Raw genomic sequence first — 19,688 nt, forward strand, 5'->3', positions numbered from 1 at the left:
ACCGGGCCAGGCCCCAGCAGGCCAGGGGGCTCCCGCCTGCCAGATCCGCATTAAAAATGCATCCCCGGCCGTTGGGCCCGGCGCCGCGCTGCGCGCGGGCGCGGGTGCTGTCAGTACCGCCGGTGCTGCTGACGGGGGATGGCAGCAGCAAAGCGATAGGCAGGCCTTCAGAAAAAACGGAGGGTCCGGCCTTGGCATCCATCACGATCCCGCCGCGCGCGGCCGGCATCTGCCTGGTGGCAGCATCGGCGGCGTTCTTCAGCACCGCGGGCATCTTCACCCGGGGCACCGCCGCCGCAGCCTGGGTGATCATCTTCTGGCGCGGGCTGGCGGCGGCGGGGTTCACCCTGGCCTGGCTGGCAGTGCGCGGGGCGCTGGCCGCGGAGGTGCGCGCCCTGGACCGCCGAGGCTGGCTGATTGCGGTGATGGGGGCCGCGGGCAGTGCTGCCTTCATTCCTGCCTTCAAGCTGAGCAGCGTTGCCAATGTGGCGCTGATCTATGCAGCGGCGCCCTTTGCCGCAGCCGCGCTGGCCTGGCTTGCGCTGCGCGAGCGGCCGCCTGCCCGGGTGATGCTGGCCAGTGCCGCGGCGCTGGGCGGCGTGGCTGTTATCGTCTCCGGCTCCCTCGGGAAGGGCAGCCTGGCAGGCGACGGCCTGGCGCTGTTCATGACGCTGATGATGGCCGGGATCATGACCGCCTACCGCAAGTGGCCGGAGGTCACTGCGGCGTTTCCCAATGCGGTCTCCTCGCTGCTGCTGCCGGTGGCGGTACTCTGCGTGCCGGTGGCGGAGGTGCCGGCGGAGGAGCTGCCGGTGCTGGTGTTGTTCGGGCTGGCGTTTGCGGTGGCCTCTGTCACCCTGTGCGAGGGCGCCCGGCGGCTGCCTGCGGCGGAAACCGCGCTCTTGTCGGCGCTGGAAACGCCGCTGGCGCCGCTGCTGGCCTTTCTGATCCTGGCAGAGCGGCCCGGCCCGCAGACAATGGCGGGCGGGGTAGTGATCCTGGCGGCGGTGCTGTGGTCGCAGCGGCCTGCGCGGCGGCGCGGGGCGCCTACTGCTTGTCGGTGACGTTTTCCTTGAACGCGACGTCGAAGGCCGCCTGCTTTTCGGCATTGGCCTCGGTCTGGTAGGTGGCTTTCCATTCTTCCATGGTCATGCCGTAATAGATCTCGCGGGCCTCGTTCTTGCCCATCTCGATGCCGCGCTCGTTGGCGGCTTCCTGGTACCAGCGGGCCAGGCAGTTGCGGCAGAAGCCGGCCATGTTCATCAGGTCGATGTTCTGCACGTCGGTGCGGTCTTCCATCAGGTGTTTCTGCAGGCGGCGGAAGGCGGCGGCCTGGATTTCGATCTCGGTTTGCTTGTCCATGGCGGTGGCTCCGGTGTTGTCTCGCGTCCCCGCAGGCCTAGCAGCCGGAGCGGGGGCGAGCAATGGGCGCGGGCGGCGGCTCAGACCAGCTGCAAGGCCAGCCACGGCCCCAGCGCGGTGGCGAGGATCACGATCTTGTAGGTGCCGAGCCAGCGGTAGACCGTGAGGCTGACATCGGCGGGCGCCAGCCCGAACGTCCGGGCGTGCAGGCGGGCCACCCAGTTCTGCATCAGCATCAGCAGGACGGCGGAGAGGGTGAACAGGCCGATGTGCAGCACGGTCAGCCAGCCGAAAAAGGCAGATAGGGTTTCCTGGGCCATCATGGCTCCTTTCCCAAAGCTGTTCCGCGTTTCCGTTACAGATATGGGGGCGCGATGCCGGTTCTGCAACGCGGGGGCCGGTCCCAGCGCAGCCCGGCGCCGGGTCAGAGGCCGGAGGCGGTCAGCGCCTGGGGCAGGATGCGGGCGAGGCGCTCTGCCCATTCGTGCTGGCCCTTGTGCTCGGCGATCAGGTCGTTCCTCAGTTCGATCAGCGTGTTGGGGCGCCCCGGCTTGGTGGCGTGGGTTTCGATCGCGTCGCCGGGCAGGTAGCCGGTGTAGGGCTCGTTGACGCCGACGCAGAGGCCGTCTTCGCGGTTCAGCGCGTCGATCACGAAGGGGGAGAAGCGCTCGCCTTTGGGGAACAGGATGCCGATCTCCCAGGGCCGCGGCGGGCGGCCGCGCAGCTGGCGGGTGAAGCTGTGCACAGAGACAATCACTGTCCGCGGCCGTTCCGCCAGCCGCGCCAGCGCCCGGTGGTAGGGACGGTAGCAGCCTTCGAGCCGCTGTTTCAGCTCGGCCTCACCCGCGTGGCGGTTGGCCGGGATGATGGTGCCGTCATAAAGCTTCATCAAAAGGGTCGGATCGTCCTCGCCGCGGTTGGGGTCGATCACCAGCCGCGAGAAGTTGGAGGCGACCACCGGCGCGTCCAGCATTTCGCCCAGCAGCCTGGACACCTCGTAGGCGCCGACGTCATAAGCGATGTGGCGTTCCATATCCTCGCGCGGGAGGCCGAGGTCGCCGCCGCCGGCAAAAGGCGGCACATGGTTGGTGGCGTGGTCGCAGGTGATCAGCCAGCGGGCGGGGCGGTCTGCGCCGTGAACAAAAAACGGTGTGTATGTCATGAGCCTGATATGTTTTGCCGCATTCTCTTTACGGGAGTTGCGCGGAAATGGGAATTGGGGGATAAGCACCCCAAGCTGTTTGCGGTAACATTATTCAGGTCCGGAGGAGAAGACCCCAATGAAACGTTCGCGCAATGTGAAGATTGTCGCCACCCTGGGGCCGGCCTCGGAAACCTATGACACCATCCGCGCCCTGCATGAGGCGGGCGCCGATGTGTTCCGCCTGAACATGTCGCACGGGAGCCACCCGGAGATCGCCGAGAAGCACAGGATCATCCGCCAGGTGGAGCAGGATCTGGACAGCCCGATTGCCATTCTGGCGGACCTGCAAGGGCCGAAGCTGCGCGTCGGCGTCTTTGCCAACGGTGCCGAGGAGCTGGAGGAAGGCGCCAAGTTCCGCCTCGACCTGGATGAAGCGGAGGGGGACGCCGCGCGCGTGTGCCTGCCGCATCCGGAGATTTTCCAAGCGCTGGAGCCGGGGGCGCATCTGCTGGTGAATGACGGCAAGATCCGCCTGGTGGTGGATGACTGCGGCCCGGATTTTGCCGATTGCACGGTGGAGACCGGCGGCACGATTTCCAACCGCAAGGGGGTGAACGTGCCCGACGTGGTGCTGCCGCTGGCAGCGCTGTCGAAGAAGGACCGGGCGGATCTGGAATTTGTCTGTTCGCTTGGGGTCGACTGGCTGGCGCTGTCGTTCGTGCAGCGTGCCAAGGATGTCTATGAGGCGCGCGCGCTGGCCGATGGCCGCGCGGCAGTGCTGTCCAAGATCGAGAAGCCGCAGGCGGTGGAGGATTTCGAGGCCATTCTGGATGCTTCCGACGGCATCATGGTGGCGCGCGGCGATCTGGGCGTCGAGCTGCCGGTGGCGGCGGTGCCGCCGATCCAGAAACGGCTGGTGCGCAAATGCCGGGCGGCCGCCAAGCCGGTGATCGTGGCAACCCAGATGCTGGAAAGCATGATCGAAAGCCCGATGCCGACCCGCGCCGAGGTCTCGGACGTGGCCACCGCCATCTACGAGGGCGCCGATGCGGTGATGCTGAGCGCCGAGAGCGCGGCGGGCCAGTATCCGGTGCAGGCGGTGCAGACCATGGACAAGGTGGCAATCGAGGTCGAGGCGGACCCGACCTATACCCAGATCATCGCCGCCTCGCGCTCCGCCAAGGGCACCACGGTGGCCGACGGCATTGTCGCGGCGGCACGGGAGATTGCGGAGAAGACCGAGATCAAGGCGATCTGCTGCTTTACGCAGTCCGGAACCACTGCGCTGCTGACCGCGCGGGAACGCCCCGGCGTGCCGATCATCGCGATGACCCCGGTCAGCGCCACCGCCCGCCGCCTGTGCCTCAGCTGGGGCTGCAAATGCGTGATGACGCCTGAGCTGGACCGCTTCAAGGGCGCGGTTGTCAGTGCGGCGCGGGCCGCGCGGGCGGGCGGGTATGCCAGCGAGGGCGACCAGATCGTGGTGACCGCAGGCGTGCCCTTCAACGTGCCGGGCACCACCAACATCCTGCGCATCGCCCCCTGCGACGAGCGGCTGATCTACAGCACCGACCCGGAGTAACCGGACGGCCGCGACAGGGCAGCAGGCTTGCATTTGAAAAGCCGCTGCCCGCGCCTACCATCTCCCGTGTGGCTGTGTTGACGGGGGACGTGTTTCATGGATACGGATCTGGCGCTGATCCTGGGGCTGATCATTGCGGCCTTCACGGTGCCGTCGGTCATGTCCGCGATCAGCGAGCGGCGGCCGCCGCGGGCGTCGGTGCTGACCATTCTGATCGCGATCGGGCTGGTCACCTATGCGGTGATGCTGAAGCCCGGCGGCTACAGCGTCGAGGAGATCCCGGACGTGTTTTTCCGGGTGGTCGGGCGTTTCCTTTAGAGAATCCGCTTGCCCATCCCGCCGCCATTGCTTAAAGGGCAGCTCTGTTCCGCGCGGCCGGCCGTCGAGGCATGCCGAGTCGCGCGTCTAGCGAACCTGCATTGAAGGAGACGGAAATGCCCAAGATGAAGACGAAGTCGAGCGCCAAGAAGCGCTTCAAGATTACCGCAAGCGGTAAGGTGAAGGCAGGTCAGGCCGGCAAACGCCACGGCATGATCAAGCGCACCACCAAGTTCATCCGCGACGCCCGCGGCACCACCACGCTGTCCGCACCGGACGCCAAGATCGTCAAGGGCTTCATGCCCTACGACCGCTAAGAGGAGATTGAGATATGTCCCGCGTTAAAGGTGGTACCACGACTCACGCCCGTCACAAGAAGGTCATCAAGGCAGCCAAAGGTTACTACGGCCGCCGCAAGAACACCTTCAAGGTTGCCCGTCAGGCCGTCGACAAGGCCAACCAATACGCAACCCGCGACCGCAAGAACCGCAAGCGCAACTTCCGCGCGCTGTGGATCCAGCGGATCAACGCGGCTGTGCGTTCGCACGACGAAGCGCTGACCTACTCCCGCTTCATCAACGGCCTGACCCTGGCCGGCATCGAAGTGGACCGCAAGGTTCTGGCCGACCTGGCCGTGCACGAGCCCGAAGCCTTCGGTGCCATCGTGCGCCAGGCACAGGACGCGCTGGCAGCCTAAGGCTCCGGACGCATTCCGAATTCAGAGAAGGCCGCCCATCGGGGCGGCCTTTTTCGTGTCCGCGGCGTTATGCGGTTATTACCTTGCTATTTGCGGCACGCCGCCTGATAGTCGGCCGGGTTATCCGGCTGGAGGCCATACATGAAGGCGAACGCGCACCCGAAACAGGAAGACCGGCTTCGGGCTTTGTATTCCTTCGATATTCTGGACACTGACCGGGAGAAGGATTTCGACGATATCGTTGCGCTGGCCGCCGAGCTGTGCGGCACCGCGATTTCCGTCGTCAACCTGATCGATGCCGAGCGCCAGTGGTTCAAGGCGGAAACCGGGCTGGGGGTGCGCGAAACGCCGCTGGAGACCTCGATCTGCTCGCATGTGATCCTCGAGGAGGATTTCGTCGAGATCAATGACACCCTGCAGGACTCCCGGATGTGCGACAATCCGCTGTGCCTGGCGGAGCCGGGCCTGCGGTTCTATGCCGGGGCGCTGCTGAAAACCAGCAGCGGCCTGCCGCTGGGCACTCTCTGCGTGCTGGATTACCAGCCCCGGAAGCTGACCGGAATTCAGCGCCGGACGCTGCGGGTGCTGGCGCGCCAGGTGATGGCCCAGCTGGAGCTGCGCAAGTCGCTGCGGGCGGAAGAGATCCTGCGCAAGGAGGCCGACCACCGGGTCAAGAACTCGCTGATGTCGCTGTCCGCCTTCACCCGGCTGCAGCAGCGCCACTACGATTCGGCCGACACCCGCACCGCGCTGTCCAGAGTGATGGCACGCATCGATGCGATGTCCCGGGTGCATGAGCTGCTGTATCAGCAGCCGGACGGCCGGATGATCTGCCTCAAGTCCTTTCTGGAGCTGATCTGCGGCCACACGGCACATCTGGCGCCGCCGGGTGTCGCGCTGCAGGTCGAGGCCTGCGCCCGGGAGGTCAGTGTCAACAAGGCGGTGGCAATAGGCTCCTTCGTCAATGAATTCATCGCAAATTCTTTCAAGCACGCGTTTCCGGACGAGCGCCCGGGCAGCGTCACTGTCCGCCTGGAGCAGGTCAACGGCAGCGCCCTGCGGCTGACCTGCCGGGACGACGGCGTCGGCTATGCCGCGGGCGCGGACAAGATCGTGGCCGGGCTGGGCGTGAAGATCGCCGAGGTGGTGCGGATGGAGCTGGAAGGCGAGCTGGAAGTCTTTGCGGAAGGGCCCGGCGTCAGCGCGGCGCTGCTGTTCCCGGCCTGACCCGGGCCGCAGCGGCGCTCAGCCCCTGCCGAAGAAAGCCCTGATCTCGGCGGCCCGCGCCATCGTGTCGGTATAGCCCGCGCTGATCAGGGCGCCGATGTAATCCGGCTCGAACATCAGGTAGCTTTCGATCCGGCCGTCAGCTTCCAGCGCGCCGAAGCCGCGCATCAGCATCCCTACTGCCCGCGGCAGCCGCGCGGCATGCGCGCGGGCCACGGTGCGCAGATCCTGCGAGGGCTGCAGCAGCAGCGCCTCGATTTCCCGCAGCGGCGTCTGTTTCCGGGCCTCGGAGCCGAGCAGCGACACGGTGCGGTTGATGCGGGTCAGCCGTTCGTAGTCGGCCTCCAGGTTGTCGTTGAACAGGATGTCCAGCACGTGGCCCGCCACTTCGCCGATGCCGGGGCCGTGGCCGGGGCGGCTGCGGCCGGGGGCGTCGGGGGTGCGGTCGCGGGTGGAGATCACCAGGATGCGGCGCGCGCCGCAGTGGATGGCAGGGGACAGCGGCGAGCCCAGCCGCAGCGAGCCGTCACCGAAGTATCCGTTGCTCAGCGCCACCGGCGCAAAGGCCAGCGGCAGCGCGGCGGAGGCCAGCAGATGCTGCGGCCCGATCAGCGCCCGTTCGCCACGGCGGCGCACGCGCTGCCAGTTGCGGATGCTCCGGCTGCCTTCGAAATAGGTGACCGAAGTGCCTTCGCTGTAGCTGGAGGCGGTGATGCAGAAGGCGTGCAGCGCGCCGCTGCGGATGGCGCGCCTGAGGTGGGCGGGCTTGTATTCGCGTTCCAGCAGCCGGCCGAGGGGCGCGTGGTCCAGGAAGCCGCCCGGTGCCGGAACGCCGAGGTAGCGAAGCACCGGGCTCAGCGCCCATCGGAGACCGGTCGCCAGCAGCGGCAGGGTGCGGGTGTCATAGACCGAACTGCTGCGCAGCGACTGCCACAGCGATTCCAGATGCCGCGCGCCGGCCTGGAAATCCTGCGACGCGGCGGCCAGCGAAGCGGCGTTTATGGCACCGACAGACGCGCCGCAGACGATACCGAACGGGGAGCGGCGGCTGCCGGTGATCTCCGCAATCGCCCGGATGGCGCCCGTCTGGTAGGCGCCGCGCGCGCCGCCGCCCTGCAGCACCAGCGCGGACAGCGGGGCGGGCGGTGAGGGAGGGGCGGTACGGCTCACTCCGGGGGGCGGCCCGGTGCGGCCCGGTTCAGGCGGCAATCCCGTGCGGCCCGTGGCGGATGATGGCCCATTGGCCGTAGCTGTCATCCAGGTCCAGTTTGATCGCCGCATCGGATTTGGTGGAGGCGCTGCCGATCTCGGCCAGGGTGAACTCGATGCCGCCGGGGATGTCGATGCGGACCCGGTGCTCGCCGCCGCCATGCGGCGCCTGGATCGGGCGGCCGGAGGAGGTTACCAGCCCGTCGATATCCAGGCTGGCTGTGCGGTTCTCGATGTCGGCCTCGTAGTCGATCCGCTTGAAAAGCGTCTCATGCACGGTGTCGCACATGGCACGGAACACCCACCAATGGGTGGCCTCCTCATCGGTCTCGCCGCCCAGGAGAACGGTTTCAAGCGCTTCGCGCTGAGCGCCGGTGGCGCGGTCGTCGATGATCGCCTGCAAGGCGCCCTTGCCCTCGAAAATCGGGCCGGGCCAGGCGTAGAGCAGCGCGGCCCGGGTGCCGGTCAGGTCGGTTTTGCCGAAATGGCCCTTGCTGACTTGGATCACTTCGAAGCCGGTGCAGTTGCCGTGGGTGGGCAGATCCTCGAACTGGCAGGGGCAGCCGTAATTGCAGTTGCAGTTCCCGAAGCTGGGGCCTTCGATATACCAATCCACATGTGCCATGGCTGTCCTCCGGTTCTCTGCTGAATGGGATGCGCTGTGCCGCGCCCCGCAAGTATAGCAGAAAACCGGAGCATGTGCGGACGGCGCGGGTCAGGGTCTGCCGGGTTCTGCCGCGGCGACAGGGAACAGGCGGTCATAGGCGAGGGTGAAGCCGTAGGTGTAGACCACCACGAAAGAGGTCACCGAAAGGTCGGTGGCCAGAGCCTGCAGGAGGCCGAGGTTCAGCCACCAGATGTAGACCGGCAGCGAGGTGATCAGCAGCGTCGCCTCGAACCCGCCGGCGTGCAGCAGGCGGCCCAGCGGCGAGCGGTCGCTGGAGACGCGGCCCGCCCTGGCGTCGGCCCTGTCGAAGATCCAGTTGTACAGGAGGTTCAGCAGCATCGCCTTGACAGCCAGAAAGGCGCCCAGCAGGCCGATGTCGCTCAGCGGCTTGTCAAAGAAGGCGGCGCCGACCGGTACCAGCACCGCCATCAGCAGGATCTCGAAACTGATGGTGTAGCGCAGCCGGTCCTTAGCCGAGCGCATTGCAACTTTGCCTGCCATTTTGGTCCTCCATTCATGCGAATCCGGGCGTTTCGCTTTTTTCTATCGTGAATTCCTGTTAGATCCAGTCAGTATATATCTGCTTTTCTGATGGATGTGCGATGATGTCCCCTGAAACCCTGCAGGCCTTTGTTCTGGCGGCTGACCTAGGGTCGTTCTCGGCTGCGGCGCGCAGGATGGGCAAGGCGCAGTCGGCGGTCTCCACCGCGATCGCCAACCTGGAGATCGACTGCGGGCTGCAGCTGTTCGACCGCAGCGGCCGCTCGCCGGTGCTGACAAGGGCAGGGCAGCAGATGCTGCCGCATGCGCGCGGCATCCTCCTGGGCCAGCGGGAGTTTGCCGCCAAGGCGGCGTCGATGGCGGAAGGGGTGGAGGACAGCCTGTGCCTGGCGGTCGAGCAGGGGCTGAACAAGGCGCCGCTGCTGGACGCCTTGCGCGGCTTTGCGGAGATCTATCCGCATGTGGCGCTGGAAATCCTGTCGGCCGGCCCCAATGATACTGCGGCGCTGCTGAAGGAGGGCCGCGCCGATTTGGGGCTGATGACCGAGCAGGAGTATTATCCCGAGGGCTTTCAGTTCCGCGGCGTCGGCCACACGGTGCTGGCGGCGGTTTGCGGTCGGGATCACCCGCTGGCCGCGCTTGGCCCGCTGGCCCACCGCGACCTGCGGGCGCACCGGCAACTGGTGCTGCGCAGCCGGATGCAGGATGCGGAGTGGCGGATCGGCGAGTCGCACAGCGCCGCGGTCTGGTATGCGGAGAACCCGGGCGTGATCGTCGATCTGCTGCGCCAGGGGCTGGGCTGGGCCGAGCTGCCGCTGCCCGCGGTGCAGCCGCATCTGGACAGCGGTGCGCTGGTGCGGCTGCGTTACGGCTTCCAGCAGAGCGACGCGCTGGCGGGGGTGGACGTGGTCTGGACGTCGCAGCGGGTGCTGGGGCAGGCGGGGCAATGGCTGCAGCAGCATCTCTTGAAGCTGCCGCAGGAGGCGTGGCGGTGCTGAGCGCTGCCGGCTCCCGCCCGCCGCGGGGCGCCGTGGTGACACACAGGCGGGGCATTGGCCCCGGCCCTCTTGCTTTCAGCGGCCCTTGTGGTAGCAGGGCACAAGCAGAATTCGAGGGGCCGTGATGGACGATCTTAAAGCCAAATACCTGGGTCAGATTGCAGAGGCCGCCGACGAGTCGGCGCTGGAGGCGATCCGCCTTGCCGCCGTCGGCAAGAAGGGCGAAGTGGCGCTGAAGATGCGCGAGCTGGGCAAGATGACTCCGGAGGAGCGCCAGGTGGCGGGCCCGGCGCTGAACGCGCTGAAGGATGAGATCAACTCGGCCCTGGCGGCCAAGAAGGCCGGTCTGGAAGATGCCGCTCTGGATGAGCGGCTGCGCACCGAATGGCTGGACGTGACGCTGCCGTCGCGCCCTACCCGTCAGGGCAGCCTGCATCCGATCAGCCAGGTGCAGGAAGAGATCACCGCGATCTTTGCCGAAATGGGCTTTTCCGTTGCCGAAGGGCCGCGGATCGACACAGACTGGTACAACTTCGACGCGCTGAACATTCCCGGCCACCACCCCGCGCGGGCCGAGATGGACACGTTCTACATGCACCGCGCCGAGGGCGACAACCGCCCGCCGCATGTGCTGCGCACCCACACCTCGCCGGTGCAGATCCGCGCGATGGAGAAGATGGGCGCGCCCCTGCGCATCATCTGCCCGGGCGGCGTCTACCGCGCCGATTACGACCAGACCCACACGCCGATGTTCCACCAGGTCGAGGGCCTCGCGCTCGACAAGGACATCTCGATGGCGAACCTCAAGTGGGTGCTGGAGGAATTCGTCAAATCCTTCTTCGAGGTGGACGATGTCGAGCTGCGCTTCCGCGCCTCGCACTTCCCCTTCACCGAGCCGTCGGCCGAGGTCGACATCCGCTGCTCCTGGCAGGACGGCACGCTGAAGATCGGCGAGGGCGACGACTGGATGGAGATCCTCGGCTCCGGCATGGTGCACCCCAAGGTGATCGCGGCCGGCGGCATCGACCCCGAGGTCTACCAGGGCTTTGCCTTCGGCATGGGGATCGACCGGATTGCGATGCTGAAATACGGCATCCCGGACCTGCGCGCCTTCTTCGACAGCGACCTTCGCTGGCTGCGCCACTATGGCTTCCAGAGCCTGGACATGCCGGCGCTGCATGGCGGTTTGAGCAGGTAAACGCCTCAACTTGAAGACCTTCCGCCCGGCCGGCAGGCCGGGCAGCGCCCGGCCCGTCCCCCACGGGGCGGGCGCTTCGCTTCCCACCCCGCCGGGACGTGCGCTGCCATCGGAGAGGAAAAAACAGTGCGTGGCTGCCGCCGCCCAGGTGAAGGGGGCAATGCTCTGTGCTTTGCGGAAACGACTGCGCCAAGGTGCGGTTCAGTTTTTGAAATGACTTAGCGCGGAACAAGGCCGAGAGGCCGCCGCGTCATCGCCTGACCGCCCGCAAGGGCGGACGATCTGGTGCCGCAAGCGCACCGGCTGGACGTCGTACGGACTCGGCCGGCAAAAACTGCCTAACACCCTCGTTGGATCGCCAGCCCGCGGTCAGGCGATGGCGCGGCCTGGTACCCAGCCCCACAAACTTGTGACGTGACAGCTGCTACGTTGCGGCTACCCTAGGGTGAATGATCCGAGCAGTCCTTTCCCTCTCCGCCGCCCTTATGTGGGCCTCTGCCGCTGCCGCCGTGGGGCCTTCGAAACCCGCTGGTTGCCATGGCGAGACGCCCTGTGTGCTGGGGGACCGCTCCTATCATGTGATGGAGCCGGAGGGCTGGGACGGGGTTTCGCCCCTGCCGGTGCTGCTGCATTTCCACGGCTGGTCCCGCACCGGGCGCCATGCGCAGAGAAGCGATCGGGTCGGGGCCTCGGTCAAGCGCCGGGGCGTGCTGCTGTTGACGCCGAACGGACGCCGCAAGACCTGGGATTTCTGGTCGGCGGAGACGCAGGACGTGGCCTTCGCCGACGCGGTGCTGAGGGACGTCGCCAAACACTATCCCGTTGATGCAGAACGGATTTACGTCTCGGGCTATTCCTATGGATCGGCCATGGCGTGGCGCTATGTCTGCCACAGCGGCAATGACGTGGCGGCGCTCTTGGCGGTGGCCGGCACCCTCCAGCAGAGTGAGAATTGCCCCGAAGCCCCGCGCGAGGTGCGCCATGTGCATGGGCTGAAGGACACGGTGATGGACTTCCCCTATGGCCCCGGCGGCGAGCGGACCTATCCGGTGGCGCTGTGGCGGGCGCGGCTGGGCTGCGGCGCGGCGCGCGCATTGGGGCAGTGGCAGGTTGTGGACTTCCTGAAGCTTGAGCGCACGGTCTGGCCGGGCTGTACCGGCGGACAGGTGGTGCTGGACACCCTTCCCGGCGGCCATTTCATCCCGCACGGCTGGATCGGGCGGCAATTGGATGAGCTTTTGAACCTCACTCCCAGCTATCCTTGAGGGCAGGGCGCCCGGACCCTTGAACCTTGGCGCAATCTTTGCCATTGCCTGTGGCCAACACGCATGTCTGCCAAGGGGTCCCCGACCAATGAAATTCACGCTTTCCTGGCTGAAAGACCACCTCGACACCGATGCTTCGGTGGAGGAGATCACCGAAGCCCTGACCGATCTGGGCCTTGAGGTTGAAGGGGTCGTCAATCCGGCCGATGCGCTGAAGGACTTTACCCTCGGCTATGTGAAACACGCCGAGAAGCACCCCGACGCCGACAAGCTGCGGGTCTGCAAGGTGGACACCGACGAGGGCGAAATGCAGATCATCTGCGGCGCCCCGAACGCGCGCGAAGGCATCACCGTGGTGGTCTGCAAGCCGGGCATGTATATCCCCGGCCTCGACATCACAATCGGCGTCGGCAAGATCCGCGGTATCGAAAGCTTCGGCATGATGGCCTCCGAGCGCGAGCTGGAGCTGTCGGAAGAGCATGACGGCATCATCGAGCTGCCCTCGGGCGCGGTCGGCGACAAGTTCGTGGACTGGCTGGCGGAGAACGATCCGGCCAAGGTCGACCCGGTCATCGAGATCGCGATCACCCCGAACCGCCCCGATGCGCTGGGTGTCTACGGCATTGCCCGCGACCTGGCGGCACGCGGTCTCGGCACCCTGAAAACCCGCGCGTTTGAGGCGATCCCCGGCGATTTCGCCAGCCCCATCAAGGTCTCCATCGACGAGGACACGCTGGATGGCTGCCCGCTGTTTGCGGGCCGGGTGATTAAGGGCGTGAAGAACGGCCCCTCGCCGCAGTGGCTGCAGGACCGGCTGAAGGCGATCGGCCTGCGTCCGATCTCGGCGCTGGTGGACATCACCAACTTCTTCACCTTCGACCAGAACCGCCCGCTGCATGTGTTTGACGCGGCCAAGGTGTCCGGCGATCTGCGCGTTCACCGCGCGGCTGGCGGCGAGGTGCTGAAGGCGCTCGACGAGAAGGAATACACCTTCGGCGCGGGCCAGATGGTGATTTCCGACGCCAACGGCCCCGAGAGCATCGGCGGCATCATGGGCGGCGAGGCGACCGGCTGCACTGAGGAAACCGTGGATGTGTTCCTGGAGAGCGCGTTCTGGGATCACGTGCAGATCGCCACGGCGGGCCGCGCGCTGAAGATCAACTCGGACGCACGCTACCGGTTCGAGCGCGGCGTCGACCCGGAATACACCATCGAGGGCCTGCACCGCGCGACCCAGATGATCCTGGATCTCTGTGGCGGCGAGCCGTCGGAGGTGGTGATCGCGGGCGATGTGCCGGATCATTCCCGTGCCTACAAGCTGGACGCCGACCGGGTGCAGTCGCTGGTCGGGATGGAGATCCCGGAAAGCGACCAGCGCCAGACCCTGACCCGGCTGGGCTTCCGCCTGGAAGGCAATATGGCGCATGTCCCCAGCTGGCGCCCGGATGTGCAGGGCGAGGCCGACCTGGTGGAAGAAGTCGCGCGGATTGCCTCGCTGACCAAGCTGGTGGGCAAGCCGCTGCCGCGGCTGACCGACGGCATCCCGAAGCCGGTGATGACCCCTCAGCAGCGCCGCCAGCAGATGGCGCGCCGCACCTGCGCCAGCCTCGGCTATAATGAGGTCGTCAGCTACAGCTTCATCGACAAGGCCTCTGCGGCGCTGTTCGGCGGCGGTGACGATGCCACCATGCTGGCCAACCCGATCTCGTCGGAAATGTCTCACATGCGCCCCGATCTGCTGGCGGGTCTGCTGCAGGCTGCCGCCCGCAACCAGGCGCGCGGCTACATGGATCTGGCGCTGTTCGAGGCCGGCCCGGCCTTCACCGGCGGCGAGCCGGGCGAGCAGGTCAATCAGATCGCGGGCCTCTTGGTGGGCCGCACCGGGCCGAAAGACGTGCATGGCGCCGCGCGCGTGGTGGACCTTTATGATGCCAAGGCCGACGTTGAGGCGGTGCTGGCGGCCATCGGCGCGCCCGCCAAGGTGCAGATCCTGCGCGAAGGCGCCGCCTGGTGGCACCCGGGCCGTCATGGCCGCATCTGCTTGGGCCCGAAGAAGACCTTGGGCGTCTTCGGCGAGCTGCACCCGAAGGTGCTGAAAGCGATGGGCATCAAGGGGGCTGCCGTGGCCTTCACCATTTTCCCGGATGAGGTGCCGCTGCCGCGCAAATCCGGCGCCACTCGCCCGGCGCTGGCGATCAGCGATCTGCAGGCGGTGGAGCGGGACTTTGCCTTTGTCGTCGACGACAGCGTTGAGGCGCTGACTTTGGTCAACGCGGCGGCCGGTGCCGACAAGGCACTGATCGAGGATGTGCGCGTCTTTGATGAGTTCATCGGCGGCTCCCTGGGGGAGGGCAAGAAGTCGCTGGCGATCACCGTGCGGCTGCAGCCCAGCGACAAGACGCTGAAGGAAAAGGACATCGAGGCGGTGAGCGAGAAGATCATCGCCAAGGTGACCAAGGCGACTGGCGGCACCCTGCGCGGGTAGAGTTTGGTCCAAGGCTTTACTGAAAAGCCTTGGCAAAAGTTTTGAGGAAAACTTTTGGGCGGCCCCCGGTTCCGGGGCCGCCCTTTTCCTTGCGGCGGCAGATCAGAACCGCATTTTCAGCCCGGTCAGGTAGTCGGCCAGAACGTCGAACACCAGGCGGATGCGGCGACTGGTGTGCAGTTCGCGGTGCGTAGCCAGCCACAGCGGAAACTCCAGCGGGGGCAGGTCGTCGAGATCCAGCGGCTCCACATCCGGGCTTTTGCGGGCGATGGCGTCCAGCATCGGCACGATGCCGAACCCCTGCCGCACCAGTTCCCAGGCCGCCAGGCCGCTGGTGGAGCCGACGGGGAAATTCTCATCGCTCAGACGGATGCCAAGCGGTTTCATGTAGCCCAGGAACTGGGGAATATCGCCGAAGGACACGAAATCATGGGCACTGAGGTCGGCGCGGCTGCGAGGGGTGCCGCGGCGCTCCAAATAGCTGCGGGCGGCATAGAAGCGGGCAGTGGTGTCCTGCATCTTGCGGGCAATCAGTTCCGGCTGTTCCGGGCGGACGTGGCGGACCGCAATATCTGCCTCGCGCCGCTGCAGATCGCGGATGTCGTCCGCCGCAACAATCTCAATCCGCAGCCGCGGTGCCTGCTGGCGCAGCCGCTCCAGAACCCCGGGCAGGATATGGGCTGAGATGCCGTCGCTGGCGGTGATGCGCACCAGCCCCTCGATGGTCTGCGCCTGGCCTGTCGCGGCAAGCGCCAGCCCGTCGGCCGCCTCGCCCATCCTGCGGCTGTGGGCCAGCAGCTCCCGCCCCGCTTCGGTCAGGGCCAGCGACCGGCCCAGCCGTTCGAACAGCAGCACACCCAGCTCCGCCTCCAGCGCTGCAACCTGGCGCGAGAGCGTTGGCTGGGTGAGGCCAAGCTTGCGTGCCGCTGCTGACAGGGAGCCGGTTTCAGCGGTGGCGAGAAAGGCGCGGATATGGTTCCAGTCGGGGCTGAGCATGCAATTATGTATATCAGCCCTGCGGATTTCGGCAATTTATCCTTGGTTCTTGCATAGGTAAGGTTTGGCCAGCCAAGGAGACCTGCGATGACCGCCGACGCCCGCTTTTGGAACAAGATCGCCCCGAAATACGCCAAGTCCAAGATCCGCGACGAAGACGCCTACCGCTATGCGCTGGGGCGGACCCGGTCCTATCTCAACGCGGAGGATAACGTGCTGGAACTGGGCTGCGGCACCGGCTCCACCGCCATTGAGCTGGCGCGCGGTGTTTCCAAAATCGTCGCAACGGATCTGTCGAAGGCCATGCTGGAGGTCGGCCGCGAGCGGGCCTGGGATGCTGGCGCCGGTAACGTCGAGTTTCATTGCTGCAGTGCCGGGCAGGCGCCGGAGGGGCCGTTTGATGCGGTCCTGGCGCATAACCTGTTGCATCTGCTGCCGGATCTGGAGGAGGTTCTGGACGGCGTCGCGGCACGGTTGAAGCCCGGCGGGCTGTTCATCTCCAAGACCCCTTGTTTGGGTGAGATTCGGGGCAGCTGGAAATACTGGGTGTTTTCGGCCGCCATTCCGCTGATGCGGCTGGCAGGCAAGGCGCCCAGCTATGTGGACTTCATCGACATCCGCAGGCTGGAGGCGGCAGTGCAGAAGGCGGGGTTCGAGATCATCGAGACCGGCAATTACCCGGCGGACACGCCCGGGCGTTACCTGGTGGCGCGGCGGCGCTGAGCTTTGCCTTTTCCCCGCTGGCGCTAGGTTACGGGGTGGAGGCTGACATGTTTGAGGACCGGATTTCCGCCGGGCTTCAGCTGGCCGAGAAACTGGCTGAACTGCCGATGACGGATCCCGTGGTGCTGGCGCTGCCGCGGGGCGGAGTGCCTGTGGCTCTGCCCGTCGCGCAGAAATTGCAGGCCCCGCTGGACCTGATCCTGATCCGCAAGATCGGCATGCCCTCCAACCCGGAGCTGGCCGCAGGTGCCTTGGCCGAAGGCAGCAATCCCATTTTCAACGGCGCACTGCTGCAGGCCGCCGGCATGAAGCCGGAGGATTTTGCCCCTCAGGTCGCCCAGGCGCGGGAGGAGAATGCCGCCCGCCGCGCCCGGTATTTGAAAGGGCGTCCTCAGGCCGGTCTGAATGGGCGCACTGCCATCGTTGTGGATGACGGAATTGCCACTGGCGCCACCTTCATGGCAGCGCATTTCTGGCTCAAGGAACGCAAGCCAGCCCAGGTGATCCTGGCGGTGCCGGTTGCGCCGCCGGAAGCGGTGGACGAATTGCGCCCCTTGGTAGATACTGTGGTCTGCCTGCTGAGCCCCAGGGAATTCTGGGCGGTCGGCGCGCATTACAGGGATTTTATGCAAACCAGCGATGACGAGGTCATGGCCGCGCTGGCCGCGGCCCCGGAAGCTGGCGCAGGAAAGGACAAGACGTGGCATTGAATGTTTATCTCTCGGGCGAGATCCATACCGACTGGCGGGAGCAGATCGTTGAGGGCGCAAAGGGGCTGGAAGTGAGCTTCAGCGCTCCGGTCACCGACCATGACGCCAGCGACGATTGCGGCGTGGCGGTGCTGGGCGCCGAGGAAAACAAGTACTGGCACGACCACAAGGGCGCGATGGTCAACGCGATCCGCACGCGCAAGGGGATTGCGGATGCCGATGTGGTGGTGGTGCGCTTCGGCGATAAATACAAGCAGTGGAACGCGGCGTTTGACGCGGGTTATGCCGCGGCATTGGGCAAGTCGATCATCGTGCTCAGCCCGCCGGAACATCAGCATGCGCTGAAAGAGGTGCATGCCGCCGCCCTCGCCGTGGCAGAGGAGCCGCGCCAGGTGGTCGAGATCCTCACCTACGTGCTGACCGGCAAGCTGCCTGCATGACACCCCCAACGCTCGCGACCGGGCGGCTGATCCTGCGCCCGCATGGGGTGCAGGATTGCCAGGCCGTGGCGGCGCTCTGGGCGGAGCCGGAGGTGGTGCGGTTCATCTCCGGTGCGCCGGCTTCGCCGGAAGAAAGCTGGACCCGGCTGCTGCGCTATATCGGCCACTGGCAGGCGCTGGGCTATGGCTATTGGGCGGTGACACTGCGCGAAAGCGGCCGTTTCATCGGCGAGGTGGGCTTCGCCGACTACCAGCGCGGCATGGAGCCGCCGCTGGCGGGCGTGCCGGAAGCGGGCTGGGTGCTGGCACCGGAGGTGCACGGGCAGGGGATTGCCACCGAAGCTGTTGGGCGCATCCATCAATGGGCGGAAGAAGCGACGGACTGGGCGGAAACCGCCTGCATTTTCGACCCGGCCCATACGGCCTCGCACCATGTGGCGCGCAAGCTTGGCTATGCGCCCGCCGTCGAGGCGCTTTACAAGGAAAATCCGACGCTGGTGATGAAACGGCCCATAGCCCGGCGATGAAGCCGGGCCGCTAGACAGGGCAATCTGAAATTCCCCGCAGGTTCAACGGCTTGGGGTCAGGCGCCTGCGGGCGGAGCCCGCGCCGCTGCTGGCGCCGTTCAACGGTTCCTTAACGGGGGCAGTGTAACACTACCGTGATACAGGAAAACAATATGGGCACCGCTCTCCAGCGAGGGCGGTGTTTGGAACTACCTTATGAAGAACCGCCGCCGGCCTTCAGTGCAAGTGACCCCGCTGATCGAGGATGAGGGGCTGTTCAAACGCGAGGTGCGGGATGTGCCGGTGGAACTGGTGCCGGTATTCAGCCGCAACAACCGCGGCGATCTGGTGGTGAAGGGCATCGTCAGCCCTGGCGCCGAGATCGAAGTGGTGTTTGCCGGCCGCCGCCTGCGGGAGGCTGCGGGCCTGGTCGAGCGCATGAAGAACCTGCGGGCGCAGGGCGCGCGTGCGGCCCTGAACGGCCATGAGGCGATGATGCAGATCCGCCAGCTGCGATTGCCGGTGCAGGTGCGCGGTGCCTGGCGCCTGCGGTTCGAGCCCGATGCCTCCGGCTGGGAGGTCAAGAGCTATCAGCTGATCGCGGCGCAATGGGCCTTTACCGACCTTGAGGGGTATACCGTGCTGGCTGGCTGGCCGCCGGTCGAACCGGAAGACCGGGTGCAGGACCGCGCCCGCGAAGCGCGGGCCCGGCAGGTGGCCGCCAAGGCGGCACAGGCAGCCCGCCAGTCCCCGGATGCATGAAAACCGCCCCGCCTGAGGCGGGGCGCCAGGCCCGGCGGGATGCGCTGCAGGAAGAGCGCGGGACCGGGCAGGCGGTGGTCAGCCCGCTTTCTGGATTTCCACGGAATGCGGATAAGGGATGGAGATGCCATTGGCGTCAAAGGCCTCCTTCACGCTTTGGGTCAGGGCGAATTTCAGCTCCCAGTAATCCTCCGCCTTGCACCAGACGCGCGTGGTCAGATCGACCGAACTGGCGCCCAGATTGGTAACACGCACCCAGGGTTCGGGGTCCTGCAGAACCCGCGGGTCGGCATTGGCCTGCGCAATGATGATCGCCTTGGCGGTTTCGGCGCTGTCGCCGTAGTCGATCCCGAACACCATGTCGACGCGGCGGGTGGCATGGTGCGAGAAGTTGGTGATGACAGAGCCCCAGGCCTGGCCGTTGGGCACGATGATCTGCACGTTGTCGGCCGTGGCCAGTTCCGTTACGAACAGGTTCACGTCCTTCACCGTGCCCTTGGTGCCGCCGATGTCCACGTACTGGCCGATCTTGTAGGGCCGGAAAAGGATCAGCATGAAGCCGGCCGCCAGATCGCTGAGGGTGCCCTGCAGCGCCAGGCCGATGGCCAGGGTGGCCGCGCCCAGCATGGCGACCAGGCTTGTGGCTTCGATTCCGAAGATATTGAGGACCGCGACCAGCACCACAGCCAGCAGCGCCCAGCGGATCATGCTGGCGGCGAAATTGCCGAGCGTCGGGTCGATCTGCGGGGTCTTGTTGATGCGGTTGCGCACCGCGGTGCTGATCCAGCCGGTGGCGATCCAGCCGAGGATCAGAACCACAAGCGCTTTCACGCCCGCAACCAGCAGCGGCCACAGCGCACCGGCCTGTTCAATCAGGTGTTCCATAAACATTCTGTCC

General features: G+C 66.4%; 23 protein-coding genes. 15 read left to right on the forward strand and 8 right to left on the reverse strand.

The features are described 5' to 3' along the window. Nucleotides 1-191 precede the first annotated feature (191 nt). Complete coding sequence (locus KUV26_RS15020; protein WP_222508924.1) at nt 192-1,064, forward strand: DMT family transporter; 873 nt, start codon at nt 192-194, stop codon at nt 1,062-1,064. Here the strand turns inward: KUV26_RS15020 and KUV26_RS15025 are convergent. The 3 genes from KUV26_RS15025 to KUV26_RS15035 all read right to left on the reverse strand — a co-directional run bounded on the left by KUV26_RS15025 (nt 1,048) and on the right by KUV26_RS15035 (nt 2,524). Beyond that, on the reverse strand, nt 1,048-1,362 hold the full coding sequence (locus tag KUV26_RS15025; protein WP_222508925.1) for a DUF1244 domain-containing protein: 315 nt from the start codon (nt 1,360-1,362) through the stop codon (nt 1,048-1,050). The genes KUV26_RS15020 and KUV26_RS15025 overlap by 17 nt on opposite strands. An 80-nt stretch (nt 1,363-1,442) precedes the next feature. Further along, entirely contained in the window at nt 1,443-1,682 is a 240-nt protein-coding gene (locus KUV26_RS15030; RefSeq protein WP_222508926.1) for a DUF6868 family protein, read from the reverse strand. 104 nt (nt 1,683-1,786) lie between these two features. Then, entirely contained in the window at nt 1,787-2,524 is a 738-nt protein-coding gene (locus KUV26_RS15035) for an N-formylglutamate amidohydrolase (protein ID WP_222508927.1), read from the reverse strand. Between the two features lie 118 nt (nt 2,525-2,642). Between KUV26_RS15035 and pyk the strand changes: the two genes are divergently transcribed. The 5 genes from pyk (at nt 2,643) to KUV26_RS15060 (ending at nt 6,330) form a co-directional block, all read left to right on the forward strand. Continuing rightward, nucleotides 2,643-4,088, forward strand: a complete 1,446-nt coding sequence (gene pyk / locus KUV26_RS15040) for a pyruvate kinase (RefSeq protein WP_222508928.1) — start codon at nt 2,643-2,645, stop codon at nt 4,086-4,088. A 96-nt stretch (nt 4,089-4,184) separates the two neighbouring features. Further along, the gene (locus KUV26_RS15045) at nt 4,185-4,406 is read left to right on the forward strand and encodes a hypothetical protein (RefSeq protein ID WP_222505549.1); all 222 of its coding nucleotides are present in this window, start codon (nt 4,185-4,187) and stop codon (nt 4,404-4,406) included. A gap of 116 nt (nt 4,407-4,522) precedes the next feature. Then, nucleotides 4,523-4,723, forward strand: a complete 201-nt coding sequence (gene rpmI, locus KUV26_RS15050) for a 50S ribosomal protein L35 (RefSeq protein ID WP_222454721.1) — start codon at nt 4,523-4,525, stop codon at nt 4,721-4,723. Nucleotides 4,724-4,737: 14 nt separating this feature from the next. Beyond that, nucleotides 4,738-5,103 carry a 50S ribosomal protein L20 gene (rplT, locus tag KUV26_RS15055; RefSeq protein WP_008557989.1) on the forward strand — a complete coding sequence of 122 codons (366 nt, stop codon included), beginning with the start codon at nt 4,738-4,740 and terminating at the stop codon, nt 5,101-5,103. Nucleotides 5,104-5,244: 141 nt separating this feature from the next. Further along, a complete protein-coding gene (locus tag KUV26_RS15060; RefSeq protein ID WP_222508929.1) occupies nt 5,245-6,330 on the forward strand; it encodes a histidine kinase dimerization/phosphoacceptor domain -containing protein in 1,086 nt (361 codons plus the stop codon). An 18-nt stretch (nt 6,331-6,348) separates the two neighbouring features. On the opposite strand, the gene KUV26_RS15065 is transcribed toward KUV26_RS15060, so the two are convergent. The 3 genes from KUV26_RS15065 to KUV26_RS15075 all read right to left on the reverse strand — a co-directional run bounded on the left by KUV26_RS15065 (nt 6,349) and on the right by KUV26_RS15075 (nt 8,707). After that, nucleotides 6,349-7,500, reverse strand: a complete 1,152-nt coding sequence (locus KUV26_RS15065) for a patatin-like phospholipase family protein (RefSeq protein ID WP_222508930.1) — start codon at nt 7,498-7,500, stop codon at nt 6,349-6,351. Nucleotides 7,501-7,528: 28 nt separating this feature from the next. Next, nucleotides 7,529-8,164, reverse strand: a complete 636-nt coding sequence (locus tag KUV26_RS15070; RefSeq protein WP_222508931.1) for a DUF1326 domain-containing protein — start codon at nt 8,162-8,164, stop codon at nt 7,529-7,531. Between the two features lie 90 nt (nt 8,165-8,254). Next, the gene (locus KUV26_RS15075) at nt 8,255-8,707 is read right to left on the reverse strand and encodes a PACE efflux transporter (protein ID WP_222505553.1); all 453 of its coding nucleotides are present in this window, start codon (nt 8,705-8,707) and stop codon (nt 8,255-8,257) included. 104 nt (nt 8,708-8,811) lie between these two features. Between KUV26_RS15075 and KUV26_RS15080 the strand changes: the two genes are divergently transcribed. The 4 genes from KUV26_RS15080 (at nt 8,812) to pheT (ending at nt 14,653) form a co-directional block, all read left to right on the forward strand. Beyond that, complete coding sequence (locus KUV26_RS15080; protein WP_222508932.1) at nt 8,812-9,705, forward strand: LysR family transcriptional regulator; 894 nt, start codon at nt 8,812-8,814, stop codon at nt 9,703-9,705. A gap of 124 nt (nt 9,706-9,829) precedes the next feature. Further along, nucleotides 9,830-10,903, forward strand: a complete 1,074-nt coding sequence (pheS, locus tag KUV26_RS15085; protein ID WP_222508933.1) for a phenylalanine--tRNA ligase subunit alpha — start codon at nt 9,830-9,832, stop codon at nt 10,901-10,903. A 449-nt stretch (nt 10,904-11,352) separates the two neighbouring features. Beyond that, a complete protein-coding gene (locus KUV26_RS15090) occupies nt 11,353-12,168 on the forward strand; it encodes an alpha/beta hydrolase family esterase (RefSeq protein WP_222508934.1) in 816 nt (271 codons plus the stop codon). A gap of 88 nt (nt 12,169-12,256) precedes the next feature. Beyond that, nucleotides 12,257-14,653 carry a phenylalanine--tRNA ligase subunit beta gene (gene pheT / locus KUV26_RS15095; protein WP_222508935.1) on the forward strand — a complete coding sequence of 799 codons (2,397 nt, stop codon included), beginning with the start codon at nt 12,257-12,259 and terminating at the stop codon, nt 14,651-14,653. Between the two features lie 102 nt (nt 14,654-14,755). Here pheT and KUV26_RS15100 read toward each other — a convergent pair whose 3' ends face one another. Then, nucleotides 14,756-15,649, reverse strand: coding sequence for a LysR family transcriptional regulator (locus tag KUV26_RS15100; RefSeq protein ID WP_222508936.1), 894 nt, complete (start codon nt 15,647-15,649; stop codon nt 14,756-14,758). Between the two features lie 87 nt (nt 15,650-15,736). On the opposite strand from KUV26_RS15100, the gene KUV26_RS15105 reads away from it, so the two are divergent. From KUV26_RS15105 to KUV26_RS15125, 5 genes are all read left to right on the forward strand, one after another. Further along, nucleotides 15,737-16,372, forward strand: a complete 636-nt coding sequence (locus KUV26_RS15105) for a class I SAM-dependent methyltransferase (protein ID WP_222508937.1) — start codon at nt 15,737-15,739, stop codon at nt 16,370-16,372. Between the two features lie 47 nt (nt 16,373-16,419). Next, a complete protein-coding gene (locus KUV26_RS15110; protein ID WP_222505560.1) occupies nt 16,420-17,082 on the forward strand; it encodes a phosphoribosyltransferase in 663 nt (220 codons plus the stop codon). Then, on the forward strand, nt 17,073-17,522 hold the full coding sequence (locus KUV26_RS15115; protein WP_029205037.1) for a YtoQ family protein: 450 nt from the start codon (nt 17,073-17,075) through the stop codon (nt 17,520-17,522). Before KUV26_RS15110 ends, KUV26_RS15115 begins: the two co-directional genes overlap by 10 nt. Continuing rightward, entirely contained in the window at nt 17,519-18,049 is a 531-nt protein-coding gene (locus KUV26_RS15120) for a GNAT family N-acetyltransferase (protein ID WP_222508938.1), read from the forward strand. Before KUV26_RS15115 ends, KUV26_RS15120 begins: the two co-directional genes overlap by 4 nt. A gap of 225 nt (nt 18,050-18,274) precedes the next feature. Then, on the forward strand, nt 18,275-18,790 hold the full coding sequence (locus KUV26_RS15125; RefSeq protein ID WP_315900120.1) for a hypothetical protein: 516 nt from the start codon (nt 18,275-18,277) through the stop codon (nt 18,788-18,790). A 78-nt stretch (nt 18,791-18,868) separates the two neighbouring features. On the opposite strand, the gene KUV26_RS15130 is transcribed toward KUV26_RS15125, so the two are convergent. Further along, nucleotides 18,869-19,675, reverse strand: a complete 807-nt coding sequence (locus KUV26_RS15130) for a mechanosensitive ion channel family protein (RefSeq protein WP_222508939.1) — start codon at nt 19,673-19,675, stop codon at nt 18,869-18,871. Nucleotides 19,676-19,688: the final 13 nt, after the last annotated feature.

Origin of the sequence: Leisingera daeponensis (assembly GCF_019801465.1) — a bacterium.
Taxonomy (GTDB): domain Bacteria; phylum Pseudomonadota; class Alphaproteobacteria; order Rhodobacterales; family Rhodobacteraceae; genus Leisingera; species Leisingera daeponensis_A.